The following is a 14,303-nucleotide window of genomic DNA, read 5'->3' as shown; positions in this document are numbered from 1 at the left end:
CCTCCTACCGCCCGGATCCGGTGGCGCTTCAGGCGGTACGGCGGATCCGCGGGCCGACAACCCCTGCGGCCCGATCGGTCCAGCCGTCCGCCATCTGCGCCAGCAGGAACCAGGCGGCGTGCACCTGTTCGTCCGACACATTCTCGGCCGTCCTGAGCAGATGCACGGCGCGCACGTGCGCGGCCGCCATCGCATCCACCACGGCCCCCAGGGATTCGGCCCGCGCTGCACCCCTCCGCAGCGCTCGGCTCGCCACCCACTCGTCGATGAACGTCACCAGCTGAGCGCGTAGCTCGTCGATTCCGCCCACATCGCCGGAGCGGACCCGGCGTCGCTGCAGATGCAGTTCGGCCAGCGCGCGGGACCAGCGGGTGACCGGGTGGTCCTCGGGCTGATCCCCGATGTGACCGCAGAAGGCGGCCAGCAGTTCGTGCCAGTCGGGCAGCAGCGGGTAGTCGTATCTGGTGTCACGGCCGCTCGCCCGCCACAACTGGGTGCTATCAGGTTGGGGTACGTACATACCTACCTCCACGGGCGCTGCGGGCGCACCCGGAGCCGCGGGCGGCCGCCGGACCGCGAGCCCGGCGCGGCAAGGGCGGACCGCGCCGGATCCGGGCAACCGCTATCGGCGAAGGGCACATCTCGATGCGGCACCGGGTGCACCTCCAGCATGAACCGATCGCCGGTCCCGCCCACCGCCCTTCCCCCGCCCTCCCACTGCCCCTCCAGTAGGAGAACGACCGCCCAGTCTGTACGGTTACTTGCCCTCTCCCCCAGCGCAATTCACCCGTAACCGGCGCTCGACTAAACCTTCACCAGATCGTCGGCATGCACGACCGGGCGCTGCATGCTGTCGGGCAGCACGGCCGTGGAACGGCCCTTCATCGTCTGCAACTCATCGCTGTCATAGGCCGCCACGCCACGAGCCACCAGCCCGCCGTCCGGAGCGATCAGATCGATCACGTCACCACCGAAGAAATGCCCCGTCACCTCGGTGATACCCGCGGCCAGCAGGGAATGGCGACGCTCGGCCACCGCCGCCACCGCACCCGCGTCCAGATGCACCGCACCCCGCGCGTCGGCGGCGTGCCGGACCCAGAACTTGCGGGCCGACAACCGAACCGGGCGCGCCGCGAAGGCCGTGCCCACCGTCGCACCCGACAATGCCGCCGCCGCGTCCGACGCGGCGGCCAGCAGCACGGGCACGCCGGCGTCGGCGGCCAGCCGGGCGGCGGACAACTTCGACGCCATACCCCCGGTACCCAGCGCACCACCCGAACCGGCGATCACGCCGTCCAGATCCGCGCTACTGCGCACCTCGGGAATGAAGTTCGCCGAACCCTTGCGCGGATCACCGTCGTAGAGGCCGTCCACATCCGACAGCAGGATCAGCGCGTCCGCGCCCACCAGATGCGCGACCAGCGCCGCGAGCCGGTCGTTGTCGCCGAACCGGATCTCTTCCGTTGCGACAGTATCGTTCTCGTTCACCACGGCGATGGCGTGCAGCGACCGCAGCCGGTCCAGGGTCCGCTGCGCATTGCGGTGCGGCTCGCGGCGGCCGAAGTCGCCCGCGCTCAACAACACCTGCCCGACCACCCGGTCGTAGCGGGCGAACGATGTCCCCCACGCGTGCGCCAGCGCCAGCTGACCCACACTCGCGGCGGCCTGCTTGGTGGCGAGATCCTTGGGCCGCTTGGACAATCCGAGCGGGGCCATGCCCGCGCCGATGGCGCCCGAGGACACCACCACCAGATCCGAACCCGCCCGCATGCGGCCCTCGACCGCGTCGGCCAGCTGGTCCAGGCGGCCGGTGTCCAGACCGCCTTCCAGGCTGGTCAGCGCCGACGACCCGATCTTCACCACGACGCTGCGCGCAGACGCGATGGCCCGCCGCGCGGCACTGAGCCCGTCAGCGCCGAGCTCCTCCGCTCCATTGGCCTGCGCGCCACTCGAACTCACTTGCACCACACCTCAATTCGCCCGCGATACCCACGCACCGTCGCACCCGAATTCATTGTCCGTCCGCACCGGCCGCTCGCCTCCTCGCGAACGGCCACGCGGCACTGTATTACTCGTCGTCGTCGGTGACCAGACCACGGCGCACACGCGAGGCGTGCTTGCGCTCCGCCGCGCCGATACGCTCGGTCTGATCCAGACGCGGGTCCACGCCGCGGCGGGTCATCAAGGTCTCCACGCCCGCGGAAATCGAAGGCTCCCAATCGAAGCAGTAGTCCGCGATGGTCACCGAAGCGCCGGGCTCCGCACCCAGCTTGACCAGCTCGTCCTCGACGCCGAGGCGAGCCAGGCGGTCGGCCAGATAACCCACGGCCTCGTCATTGTCGAACTGGGTCTGGCGCACCCACCGCTCGGGGCGCTCGCCCACCACGATGAAGCCGCCCTCGACCTCGGGATCGCGAATCACGCGGAAACCACTGTCGCCCTTGATGACCGGGCGGATGATCGCGCGCTTCGGCTCCGCCTTCGGATGCGCGGTGCGGTATTCGGCGACCATCTCGGCGAGCGCGAAGGTCAACGGCCGCAAACCTTCCCGGCTCACCGCCGAGATCTTGAACACCGGCCAGCCGCGCTTCTCGAATTCCGGCAGCACGAACTCGGCCAACTCGTCGGCATCGGGGATGTCGGCCTTGTTGAGAATCACCACGCGCGGGCGATCGGCGAGATCACCCAGACCGGTGTCACCGGCCAGCGCGGGCTGATACGCGGCCAGCTCGGCCTCGAGCGCGTCCACATCCGACACCGGATCGCGGCCGGGTTCCAGAGTGGCGCAGTCCACCACGTGAGCCAGCACCGCGCAACGCTCCAGATGTCGCAGGAAGTCCAGGCCCAGACCGCGGCCCTCGCTCGCACCCGGGATCAGACCGGGCACATCGGCCACGGTGAAGGTGGTGTCACCCGCGAGCACCACACCGAGGTTCGGCACGAGCGTGGTGAACGGGTAGTCCGCGATCTTCGGCTTGGCCGCCGAGAGCACCGACACCAGCGACGACTTACCGGCCGACGGGAAGCCCACCAGGCCGACATCGGCGACCGACTTCAGCTCCAGAACGACATCGCGCTCCTGGCCGTCCTCGCCGAGCAGCGCGAAGCCGGGCGCCTTGCGCGCCTTGGACACCAGCGCCGCGTTGCCCAGCCCGCCGCGACCGCCGCGCGCCGCCACATACTGGGTGCCCGCACCGGTCAGGTCCGCGAGCACCTCACCGTCGAGGCTCATCACCACGGTGCCGTCCGGCACCTTCAGCAGCAGCCCCTCGCCCTGCTTGCCATTGCGGTTGCTGCCCTCACCGGGCTTGCCGTTGCCGCCCTTGGCATGCGGATGGAAATGGAAGTCCAGCAGCGTGTGCACGTTCGGGTCGACCTCGAGGGTCACGTCCCCGCCATTGCCGCCATTGCCGCCATCGGGACCACCCAACGGCATGAACTTCTCCCGGCGCACCGAGGCGCAGCCGTGCCCACCCTTGCCCGCGCGCACGTGCAGCTCGACACGGTCGATGAATTTGGACATATCGGTGATCATCCTCCTTCAGGACTTGTCGACTGGATGTGACGCCCCGGGCCTCGGCCAGGAATGACAGAAGCGGGGCTGTGAACAGCACTGTGTCTGAACAAAAAGAAGCGGGCCAGGGCTACTACAAACCCTGACCCGCTTCGGAAAGCTAGTGGAGCGAACTCCGGTGCGCCGGTCAGGCGTTCACCGGCTCCGGCACCACGATGTTGACGGTCTTGCGACCACGCTTGGTGCCGAACTGCACCGCGCCCGCCTCGAGAGCGAACAGCGTGTCGTCGCCGCCACGGCCGACGTTGACGCCGGGGTGGAAGTGCGTGCCGCGCTGGCGGACCAGGATCTCGCCGGCCTTGACGGTCTGACCGCCGAAGCGCTTCACACCGAGCCGCTGGGCATTCGAATCGCGACCATTGCGCGAGCTGGATGCACCCTTCTTATGTGCCATGTCTCAGAACTCCTCGTGCCGGGGTGACGAACCCCAAGTCGGATTACTTGATGCCGGTGACCTTCAGGACCGTCAGCTTCTGACGGTGGCCCTGACGCTTGTGGTAGCCGGTCTTGTTCTTGAACTTGTGGATGCGGATCTTCGGGCCCTTGGTCTGTTCGACGACCTCGGCGGACACGGAAACCTTCGCCAGCTTGTCAGCATCGGTGGTCAGCTCGGAGCCGTCAACGACGAGCACCGGCGCCAGCGACACCGAAGTGCCCGGCTCACCCTCGATCTTCTCGACCTTCACCAGGTCACCGACCGCGACCTTGTACTGCTTTCCGCCGGTCTTGACGATTGCGTACGTTGCCATCGGTCGGCTGCCCTTCTTTCTTTACAAGTGCTCGGCACTATGCTCACACGGCCGGTCGCCGGTGTTCACACCGGCATCCGCCGCAGACTGGTCTGGGGGTATTCACCGCCGCCTCGGGCCAGAGGTTCTGCGAACCGATGGGCCCACTCACAGCACTAGTCACAACAGAGTGCCATCGCAGGGGGCAGCGACTGACCAAGACTACAGGACTCGCCAACCCCGACCAAACCGGGGCAGCCCATCTCTCGGCCCACACTGTCGCGTTCTTACAAGATCGCACCCGGCCGCCCCGGCAGAATCGAGTCATGCGAGCGACCGGCACCTTCAGCGTCAAGTCTTTCACCCCCACCGATGTCACCCCCGACCCCGCCATCGCCACCGGCCTGCCGGTCGGACTGTCGATGATGGAGAAGCAGTTCGAGGGCGAGATCTCCGGACGGGCGGCCACCCTGTTCACCTCCGCCTTCGACCAGGAGAAGGGCATCGGGACCTACCTGGCGATGGAATCGTTCGAGGGCACGCTGAACGGGCGCGCGGGCGCGTTCAACTTCGCGCACTCGGCCTCGACCACGGGCGCCGATCGCCGCGACGGGTTCTTCGTCATCGTCGTGGGCAGCGGCACCGGCGAGCTCGCGGGCATCACCGGCACGGGCGATATCGCCATCGACGCCGACGGCACCCACCACATCTGGTTCGACTACGAACTCGCCTGATCTGCCGGGGAAAAGCCTGTGGCCCCACCGGATTCCGGCGGGGCCACGGTCGTCCGGTGGCGGGCGCTACTTCGCGCTGACGCTGCTGCTGCCCGCGGAGAGCAGCTTGGTGATGGTCTGCACGAGCACATCGCTCAGGAAGTCGGCTGCGGAACCCATGGTATTTCCTTCTTCAGTCGTGATCGGACGCCCGGAGCCTGTGCGCCCGACATGGCCGGACCGTGAGCGATCCGTGAATGGCGTTCATCACCCCGGGGAAAAGCTGTGGCCCCGCCGGAACCCGGCGGGGCCACAACTCGTCTCACGCTGACCGGCTAGTTCTCGCCCTCCGGCGCACCGGCCGGACGGCCCGCGGCCCGGCGACGCGGGCGAGCGCGCGGCGGCACCACGGCCGGAGCCAGGTCGTCGAGGTTGAAGCCCGGCTTGTCGGCCTGATCACCGCTGGAGAGCACGAACACCGCGCCCTTGCTCTCGGTGGCCGGAGCCGACGCCGTGCGCGCCACCCGGCGACGGGCGGGACGACGGCCCGAGACGACCGGCTGGGCCGCGGCGGCTTCCACGGCGGCGACCGCCGCCACGGCCGCGTGCGCCTCGGCGATCGGCGATTCGATTCCCTCCGGCTCGGATTCGACCACCACGATGTCCCCGGCGGACGCGGACTCGACGGCCCGCGTACCGGACGCGGCCTGCTCGTCCTCGACCAGCTCGGCTGCCTCGGCCGCCGCGTCCAGGGCGGCGGCCTCGGTCACGGCCGCCGCAGCAGCGCCATTGGTGAGCGGCGCGCCCTCGGCGACACCGTCCTCGTCGGGGTGATCGGCGTGGGCGGCCATGGCCAGTGCGACCGGGTGGGCCCGCTTGGTAGCGGCCTTCTCGGCCTTCTCCGCCTCGTCCTCGTGCTTCTCGGCCGGCTCCTCGGCCACCGGCTCGACGGCCGGGGCGGCCTCGGCGGCGGCCGCGTTGCGGTCCTTGCGACGACGACGCGAACCCTCGCGACGGCTCACGCCCTCACCGCTGTCCCCGGCCGGAGCCGAGGACTCGACCGGGTAGTTGTGCACCAGGATGCCGCGGCCGTGGCAGGTCTCACAGGTGGTGGAGAACGCCTCGACCAGGCCGGTGCCCAGCTTCTTGCGGGTCATCTGGACCAGGCCCAGCGAGGTGACCTCGGAGACCTGGTGACGGGTGCGGTCGCGGCCCAGCGCCTCGGTGAGGCGGCGCAGCACCAGATCCCGATTGGACTCCAGGACCATGTCGATGAAGTCGACCACGATCATGCCGCCGATGTCGCGCAACCGCATCTGGCGCACGATCTCCTCGGCCGCCTCCAGGTTGTTGCGGGTCACCGTCTCCTCGAGGTTGGACCCACCCGACCCGGTGAACTTGCCGGTGTTGACGTCGATGACGGTCATGGCCTCGGTGCGGTCGATCACCAGGGTGCCGCCCGAGGGCAGCCACACCTTGCGGTCCAGCGCCTTGGCCAGCTGCTCGTCGATGCGCAGGCTGCCGAACACGTCGACGCCGCTGTTGTCGTAGCGCTCGACGCGGGCCAGCATGTCGGGAGCGACCGTGCGGACGTAGTTCTCGACCGTGGTCCAGGCGCGCTCGCCCTCGATGACCAGCTTCGAGAAGTCCTCGTTGAACAGGTCGCGGACCACCTTGACCAGCAGGTCCGGCTCCTCGTACAGGGTCTTCGGCGCGCCGGAGCCCTGCTTGGACTGCTCCTCGATGGTGCGCCAGGTCGCCTGCAGCCGTTCCACGTCGCGGGCCAGCTCCGGCTCGGAGACGCCTTCGGAGGCGGTGCGGATGATGACGCCCGCGTCCTGCGGCACGATGTCGCGCAGGATCTCCTTGAGCCGCTTGCGCTCGGTGTCGGGCAGCTTGCGCGAGATACCGGTCGACGAACCACCCGGCACGTACACCAGGAAGCGGCCGGCCAGGCTGATCTGCGTGGTCAGGCGAGCGCCCTTGTGGCCCACCGGATCCTTCGACACCTGCACCAGCACGGTGTCACCGGGCTTGAGCGCCTGCTCGATCTTGCGCTCCTTGCCGCCCAGACCGGCGGCCTCCCAGTTCACCTCGCCCGCGTACAGCACGCCGTTGCGGCCGCGGCCGATGTCGACGAAGGCGGCCTCCATCGACGGCAGCACGTTCTGCACCTTGCCCAGGTACACATTGCCGACCATGGACGCCGAGCCCGTGGAGGTCACGAAGTGCTCGACCAGGATGTTGTCCTCGAGCACCGCCACCTGGGTGGTGGAGGTCGGGTGGTCGGCGAAGTGCTTCTCGCGCACCACCATCACCCGATCCACCGCCTCACGGCGGGCCAGGAACTCCGACTCGGTCAGGATCGGCGGACGGCGGCGGCCGGCCTCGCGACCGTCTCGGCGGCGCTGGCGCTTGGCCTCCAGGCGGGTCGAACCGCTGATGCCCTGCACCTCGTCGACCTGCGCGCGGCGCTTGCTGCGCGGCTCGCGCTCGTGCACGACGGTGTTCGGCGGATCGTCGTCGGAGACCTCGGGCTCGTTGTCGTCCCCGCCCTTGCGGCGGCGACGGCGACGGCGCCGACGGCTGCTCGAACCCTCGGGCACGCCCGCGTCGTCGTCTTCGTCGGCGGTGTCGGCCTCGGCGGATTCGGCCGACTCGTCCTCGGCGTCGGACTCCTCGCCGTCCTCGCCCTCGGCGTCGCCGTGCTGCTCGCCCCGGCCCCGGCCGCGGCCGCGACGGCCCCGGCGACGGCGGCGCGAGGTGCCCTCACGCTGCTCACGATCCTGATCGCCGTCCCAGTCGCCCTCGTCCTCGGCGTCCTCGGCGGCGGTCTCCTCGGTGACCGCGGTGTCCTCGGTGACCTTCTCCTCGGCCACCGGCTCCTCGGCGCGCGGCTTGCGCTCGCGCCGCTTGCGGCGGGTCTCCTCGACCGCGGTGGCGTCCGGCGACAGGAACAGCGGCGCCGCGACGACGGCGGACGGCTGGTACTGGACCTGCTCCTCGGCCTGCGCCTCGCTGAGGAAGGGGCTGGCGAACAGGGTGGTCTGCGCGGTGGCGGACGGGGCGGCGGCCTCGGCGGCCTCCACTTCCTCGGCGGCCAGTTCATCGGCGGCCCGGTCGTCGTCCGCGGCGATGGCGGCGTCGACGGTGGTCTCCACGATCGGTTCGGGTCCGGCGGGGGCGGCCTCGACATCACGCGGTCCGAAGGCGTCGCGCACGGTCTCGGCGACGGTCCGGTCCAGGCTGGATTGCGGGCTTCTCGCCTGCGCGCCCATCTCGGTCAGGTGGGCCAGAATACGTTTGCTGGTGGTGCCCAGCAGCTTCGCCAGTGCGTGCACTCGGATCCGTTCCGGCAATTGTCCGGCAGCCGGGGTGATCTGAGCGCCCCCTTCACCGTTCACCTGCGATGCGTCCTGCGGCTCTTGATCGGCCACGAAATCTCCTCGGGGCCCCCGGGCGCGTTCCTCCGAGGAGTGACGCGGCCGACGCGGGGGCGCTGTCTTGTTGGCCTCACGCCCGGGGGCGCGAGATCGTAAGTCTTCGCGCCGCGTGGCCCGTTATCACCGGTATCTCGTCGTTCGGGCTAACTGGTCACGTGGCGCCTGGTTGGTTGGCTCAACTCCGTGTCACGAGCGTTCATCCAGCGTGCCTGCCCGGCGGCCGAGTCTTGGAGCCGTCGGCGGCAGCGATGATCGTCCGTCGCTCCGCGGTGTCAATCGAAGGTGAACGATGCCTGCCGCAAACGGCCGGCGTCGGTCACTTCCAGAGCCAGTATCCCACACCGTGCCGGGGCGTCGTGCCCACGCGGCCCGGAGCGGCCTCGCGAGTCTCGCGAGCGGCCGCTGGGTGGCAGGTCCGGGGGCGTGGCCCCGGACCCGGCCGAGGAGGAAGCGGGAGCAAACGCTCCCGGAAGATCAGTGCGCGAACCCGGGGAACCAGATGTCGATCTCGCGCTTGGCGGACTCCGGCGAGTCGGAGCCGTGCACGAGGTTGAACTGGGTCTCGAGGGCGTAGTCGCCGCGGATGCTGCCCGGAACGGCCTTCTCGACCGGGTCGGTGCCGCCGGCGATCTGACGGAAGGCGGCGATGGCGCGCTCACCCTCGAGCACGGCCGCGACGACCGGGCCGGAGGTGATGAACTCGATCAGGGAACCGAAGAACGGACGCTCGGCGTGCTCGGCGTAGTGGACGACCGCCACTTCCTCGGAGACGTTCACGAGCTTCATGGCCGCGAGCTTCAGGCCCTTGCGCTCGATGCGGGTGAGGATCTCCCCGACGAGGCCGCGGGCCACGCCGTCGGGCTTGATGAGTACCAAGGTCTGCTCAGTCACCCGTGAAGCCTAACCGTCGCTTGCTCGGCAGGAAAAACGCAGGCCGGGGCGGATGCCCCGGCCTGCCCGATTCGGCGGCGCCACTCAGGCCCCCGACATGCGCTGGCTGGGCAGGGTTCCCGCCTCCATGCGCTTCTTCACGTCCGAGCGCAGGAACAGCACGAAGACCCACACGGCGACGAACACCACACCGATCACCAGGATCGAGATGTGGATGAAGCCGCCCAGCAGCAGGGCCACCTGCAGGGCCAGGTTGAACGGGATGGCCCAGGAGCGGCGCTGCACGCCCGCGCCCAGGAACATGACCACGGCCAGGCCCACCACGTAGAGCACCGACCACCAGCGCAGGCCGCCGCCGACCGCGCTGATCACCGGCAGCGCGAGCAGCACGGTGATGGCCTCCAGGACCAGCGTCCCGGCCATGACGCCGCGCAGGCCCTTCCACGGGTCGGTCGCTGGTTGCGGAACTTCGGGCTTTGGATCATCACTCATTGGAAAACCTCCGTGCGCACCCGAGTTGCGACTTAACATGGTGGTGGCCGCCGGGCGGGCGGCAACGGTCTGTGGAGCTTATGTAAGACCTCATGGGAGAGCACTCCTGGCGGGCTGTCGGCGATGAAGCAGAAAACCCTGACCGCGAGGTCAGGAATCCCCGCACAAACGACGGGGAGGACGTCAAGCGGGATCCTTTCCGAAAAGAGAGCGGGCTGCACCAGCGGTGACCACCGACCCGGTGATCACAACGCCCGCACCGGATATCGTGCCATCGCCTTCGCCGCCCTCGGCGAGGGCGATGGCGGTTTCGATGGCGTCGGCCAGGTCGTGGGCGACGGCCACGCGTTCGTCGCCGAAGCGCTGGACCGCGAGGTTGGCCAGGTCGTCGACGGGCAGGGCGCGCGGAGAGCCGTTCTCGGTGACGACGATCTCGTCGAAGACCGGTTCCAGGGCGTCGAGGATGCCGCCGGCGTCCTTGTCGCCCAGCACCGCGATCACGCCGACCAGTTTGCGGAAGTCGAATTCGCTGGTCAGGGTCGCGGCCAGAGCCTTGGCGCCGTGCGGGTTGTGGGCGGCGTCGATGAAGATGGTGGGCGCGCTGCGCATGCGCTCCATCCGGCCGGGGCTCACGGAGCTCGCGAATCCGGCTCGCACGGCATCGATATCGAGCTGACGGGACGCGCCCGCACCGAAGAAGGCCTCGACCGCGGCCAGGGCGAGCACCGCGTTGCGGGCCTGGTGTTCGCCGTGCATGGGCAGGAAGATCTCGTCGTACACGCCGCCGAGGCCCTGCAATTCGAGCATCTGCCCGCCGATGGCGATCCGGCGCGACAGCACCTGGAACTCCGAGCCCTCGCGCGCCACCGCGGCGTCGACCTCGACGGCCCGGCGCAGCAGGACGTCCATGACCTCGGGTTCCTGCTGGGCGATGACGGCGACGGTGTCGCGCGGGGACAGTTCGTCCTCGGGGGCCTTCTTGATGATCCCGGCCTTCTCCCCCGCGATGGAGGTGAGATCGGGGCCGAGGAATTCGGTGTGGTCGAGACCGATGGGAGTGATGACGGCGACCTGGCCGTCGATCACATTGGTGGCGTCCCAGCGACCGCCCAGCCCGGTCTCCACCACGGCCACGTCGACCGGCGCTTCGGCGAAGGCCGCGTAGGCCATCGCGGTGAGCACCTCGAACTTCGACATGGCCGGGCCGCCTGCGGCTTTGGACTGGGCGTCGATCATCTCGATGTACGGCAGCAGCTCCCGGTACACCTCCACGTAGCGCCCGGGCGTGATGGGCGCGTTGTCGATGGCGATGCGCTCGGTCGCCAGCTGCAGGTGCGGGCTGGTGATCCGGCCGGTGCGCCGGTGCAGCGCGGTGAGCAGCGAGTCGATCATGCGGGTGACCGAGGTCTTGCCGTTGGTGCCCGCGATGTGGATGGCCGGATAGGACTGCTGGGGCGAGCCCAGCAGGTCCATCAGCGTCGCGATCCGGGACAGCGACGGCTCGATCTTGGTCTCCGGCCAGCGCTGGTCGAGTTCGGCCTCGACCAGCGCCATTTCGGCGAGGTCCACCGGGGAGGTGCCGTGGGTCAGCGAGCCTTCCCCGTACTGGCGCTCCGGTTCGTCGTTCACTTGGCGGCCAGCTTGGCGATCTCGGCGAGACGGGCGGTGACGCGCTCGACGTCGCCCTCGGCGATCTCCTTGCGCGCCTTGATCTTCGCGACCACCTCGTCGGGGGCCTTGGCCAGGAAGGCCTCGTTGCCGAGTTTGCCGTTGGTGCCGGCGAGCTCCTTCTGGGCGGCGGCGAGGTCCTTCTCCAGGCGGCGGCGCTCGGCGTCGAGGTCGACGGTGCCGGAGGTGTCGATCTCGACGGTCACGGTCGCGGCGGACAGGCGCACCTCCAGCGAGGCGGTGGCGGCGAAGTCGTCACCGGCGGCGGTGAGCTTGGCCAGGTTGGCGATTCCGGCTTCCTGGGCGAGCAGGTCGGCGGTGTCGATGCCGATCAGCGTGGCCGCCACCTTCTGGCTGTCGGCCAGGCCCTGGTCGGCGCGGAAGCGGCGAATCTCGGTGATCAGCTTCTGGGTGTCGGCGACGCGGCGGGCCGCCGCGGCGTCGGCGGTCGCGCCGGAGACGGCCGGCCAGGAGGAGATGACGATGGACTCGCCCTCCGCGCCGTCGGTGAGGGCCTGCCACAGGGTCTCGGTGACGAAGGGGACGGCCGGGTGCAGCAGGCGCAGCACGGCGTCGAGGACGGTGCCGAGCACGACCCGGGTGCCGGCGGCGCGCTCCTCGGAGTCGGCGAACTGGACCTTCGCCAATTCCAGGTACCAGCTGCAGAATTCGTCCCACGCGAAGTGGTAGAGCCCTTCGAGGGCCTTGCTGAACTCGTAGCGGTCCAGGGCGCCGTCGACCTCAGCGATGACCTCGTCGAGGCGGTCCAGGATCCACAGGTCGCTGTCGGTGAGGGTGTCGCGGGCGGGCAGTTCGCCCGGCTGCGCGCCGTTCATGAGCGCGAACTTGGTGGCGTTGAACAGCTTGGTGATGAAGCTGCGGGAGGCGGTGACGTGCGCGGTGCCGACCGAGAGGTCGCCGCCGGGCTGGGCGCCGCGGGCCAGGGTGAAGCGGGTGGCGTCGGCGCCGTACTCGTTGATCCAGTCCAGCGGGTCGATGCCGTTGCCGCGCGACTTCGACATCTTCTTGCCGTGTTCGTCGCGAATCAGGCCGTGCAGGAACACATCCTGGAACGGGACCTGCTTGGCGTCCTTGCCCGCGGTGAGCACCGGGTCGTCGGAGACGAACATGCCGAACATCATCATCCGGGCGACCCAGAAGAAGAGGATGTCGTAGCCGGTGACCAGCACGCTGGTGGGGTAGAACGTGCGCAGTTCCTCGGTGGAGTCGGGCCAGCCCATGGTGGAGAAGGGCCACAGGCCCGAGGAGAACCAGGTGTCGAGCACGTCCGGGTCCTGGACGTACCCCTCGGGGGCCTGCTCGTCCGGGCCGACGCAGACGATCTCGCCCTCGGGGCCGTACCAGATCGGGATGCGGTGGCCCCACCACAGCTGGCGGGAGATGTTCCAGTCGTGCATGTTGTCGACCCACTCGAACCAGCGCGGTTCCTGGCTGGCCGGGTGGATCTTCACATCGCCGTTGCGGACCGCGTCGCCGGCGGCCTTGGCGATGCCCTCGACCTTGACCCACCACTGCATGGACAGGCGGGGTTCGATGGGTTCGCCGGAACGCTCGGAGTGGCCGACCTGGTGGATGTAGGGGTACTTGCGGCCGACCACGCGGCCCTCGGACTCGAGCCGCTCGCGGATCTTGACCCGGGCCTCGAAGCGGTCCATGCCGTCGAATTCGGTTCCGCTGTCGGCGATCTTGCCGGTGATGTCCATGATGGTCGGCATGGGCAGGTTGTGGCGCAGGCCGAGCTCGAAGTCGTTGGGGTCGTGCGCCGGGGTGATCTTGACCGCACCGGAGCCGAATTCGGGGTCCACGTAGTCGTCGGCCACGATCGGGATCTGGCGCCCGGTGATCGGGTGGTACACGGTGGTGCCGATGAGGGCCTGGTAGCGCTCGTCGTCGGGGTGCACCGCGACGGCGGTGTCGCCGAGCATGGTCTCGACGCGGGTGGTGGCCACGATCACGTGCGGCTCGTCGTCGTTCAGGGAGCCGTAGCGTAGCGAGACGAGCTCGCCCTCGACCTCCTTGTGGTCCACCTCGAGGTCGGAGATGCCGGTCTTCAGCACCGGCGACCAGTTCACCAGGCGTTCGGCGCGGTAGATGAGGCCCGCGTCGTAGAGGCGCTTGAAGATGGTCTGCACGGCGCGGGACAGACCCTCGTCCATGGTGAAGCGGTCGCGGCTCCAGTCGACGCCGTCGCCGAGGCGACGCATCTGGCCCTGGATCTGGCCGCCGGATTCGCGCTTCCAGTCCCAGACCTTGTCGACGAACAGTTCGCGGCCGAAGTCTTCCTTGGTCTTGCCGTCGACGGCGAGCTGCTTCTCCACCACGGTCTGGGTGGCGATGCCGGCGTGGTCCATGCCGGGCAGCCACAGCACCTCGAAGCCCTGCATCCGCTTGCGGCGGGTCAGCAGGTCCATGAGGGTGTGGTCGAGGGCGTGGCCCATGTGCAGGGTGCCGGTGACGTTCGGCGGGGGCAGCACGATGGAGTACGCGGGCTTGGCGCTGCTCGGGTCGGCGGTGAAGTAACCGGCGCCTACCCAGCGCTCGTACAGGTCGGCCTCGACGTCGCTGGGGTTCCAGCTCTTGGGGAGGGCATCGGCACGATTACGCGGGTTCTCAGAGGCTGCGCTGGTCACCGTGTGATTCTAAGGGCTGGGATTATCGCCCAAGAACCGGGTTTTTCCCAGGGGCGAATTGGATAGCCGAAGGGCGGGGCTCTCGGTGGATGAGGGACACCGAAAGCCCCGCCCTCGATGGCCAGCCTACCGCCGTTTCGGCG

Annotated in this window: 11 protein-coding genes; 1 reads left to right on the top strand and 10 read right to left on the bottom strand. The window is 69.3% G+C overall.

Annotated elements, in window-relative coordinates:
* Positions 1-28: 28 nt before the first annotated feature.
* The 5 genes from ACFYTS_RS04045 to rplU form a co-directional block, all read right to left on the bottom strand.
* On the bottom strand, positions 29-520 hold the full coding sequence (locus ACFYTS_RS04045; protein ID WP_357279770.1) for a DUF4254 domain-containing protein: 492 nt from the start codon (positions 518-520) through the stop codon (positions 29-31).
* Positions 521-804: 284 nt separating this feature from the next.
* Positions 805-1,884, bottom strand: a complete 1,080-nt coding sequence (gene proB / locus ACFYTS_RS04040) for a glutamate 5-kinase (RefSeq protein ID WP_357090723.1) — start codon at positions 1,882-1,884, stop codon at positions 805-807.
* Between the two features lie 184 nt (positions 1,885-2,068).
* Positions 2,069-3,523 carry a GTPase ObgE gene (obgE, locus tag ACFYTS_RS04035; protein WP_357279772.1) on the bottom strand — a complete coding sequence of 485 codons (1,455 nt, stop codon included), beginning with the start codon at positions 3,521-3,523 and terminating at the stop codon, positions 2,069-2,071.
* Between the two features lie 178 nt (positions 3,524-3,701).
* Complete coding sequence (gene rpmA, locus ACFYTS_RS04030) at positions 3,702-3,968, bottom strand: 50S ribosomal protein L27 (protein WP_040806195.1); 267 nt, start codon at positions 3,966-3,968, stop codon at positions 3,702-3,704.
* A 43-nt stretch (positions 3,969-4,011) separates the two neighbouring features.
* Positions 4,012-4,323: a 50S ribosomal protein L21 gene (gene rplU, locus ACFYTS_RS04025; RefSeq protein WP_357279775.1), complete on the bottom strand. Its 312-nt coding sequence runs from the start codon at positions 4,321-4,323 to the stop codon at positions 4,012-4,014.
* A gap of 305 nt (positions 4,324-4,628) precedes the next feature.
* Between rplU and ACFYTS_RS04020 the strand changes: the two genes are divergently transcribed.
* Entirely contained in the window at positions 4,629-5,036 is a 408-nt protein-coding gene (locus ACFYTS_RS04020) for a DUF3224 domain-containing protein (RefSeq protein ID WP_357279777.1), read from the top strand.
* Between the two features lie 314 nt (positions 5,037-5,350).
* Here ACFYTS_RS04020 and ACFYTS_RS04015 read toward each other — a convergent pair whose 3' ends face one another.
* The 5 genes from ACFYTS_RS04015 to ACFYTS_RS03995 all read right to left on the bottom strand — a co-directional run bounded on the left by ACFYTS_RS04015 (position 5,351) and on the right by ACFYTS_RS03995 (position 14,160).
* Positions 5,351-8,452, bottom strand: a complete 3,102-nt coding sequence (locus tag ACFYTS_RS04015) for a translation initiation factor IF-2 N-terminal domain-containing protein (RefSeq protein WP_387301190.1) — start codon at positions 8,450-8,452, stop codon at positions 5,351-5,353.
* A gap of 480 nt (positions 8,453-8,932) precedes the next feature.
* Positions 8,933-9,349: a nucleoside-diphosphate kinase gene (gene ndk / locus ACFYTS_RS04010; RefSeq protein WP_357279780.1), complete on the bottom strand. Its 417-nt coding sequence runs from the start codon at positions 9,347-9,349 to the stop codon at positions 8,933-8,935.
* 84 nt (positions 9,350-9,433) lie between these two features.
* Positions 9,434-9,841 carry a DUF4233 domain-containing protein gene (locus tag ACFYTS_RS04005; protein WP_357279783.1) on the bottom strand — a complete coding sequence of 136 codons (408 nt, stop codon included), beginning with the start codon at positions 9,839-9,841 and terminating at the stop codon, positions 9,434-9,436.
* A gap of 183 nt (positions 9,842-10,024) precedes the next feature.
* Positions 10,025-11,395 carry a bifunctional folylpolyglutamate synthase/dihydrofolate synthase gene (locus tag ACFYTS_RS04000; RefSeq protein WP_387302046.1) on the bottom strand — a complete coding sequence of 457 codons (1,371 nt, stop codon included), beginning with the start codon at positions 11,393-11,395 and terminating at the stop codon, positions 10,025-10,027.
* Positions 11,396-11,466: 71 nt separating this feature from the next.
* Positions 11,467-14,160 carry a valine--tRNA ligase gene (locus tag ACFYTS_RS03995; protein WP_387301188.1) on the bottom strand — a complete coding sequence of 898 codons (2,694 nt, stop codon included), beginning with the start codon at positions 14,158-14,160 and terminating at the stop codon, positions 11,467-11,469.
* Positions 14,161-14,303: the final 143 nt, after the last annotated feature.

Origin of the sequence: Nocardia sp. NPDC004151, assembly GCF_042874235.1 — a bacterium.
Taxonomy (GTDB): Bacteria; Actinomycetota; Actinomycetes; order Mycobacteriales; family Mycobacteriaceae; genus Nocardia.
Note: the sequence above shows the minus strand (reverse complement) of the source record. Positions and strands in the feature narration are given on the sequence as shown.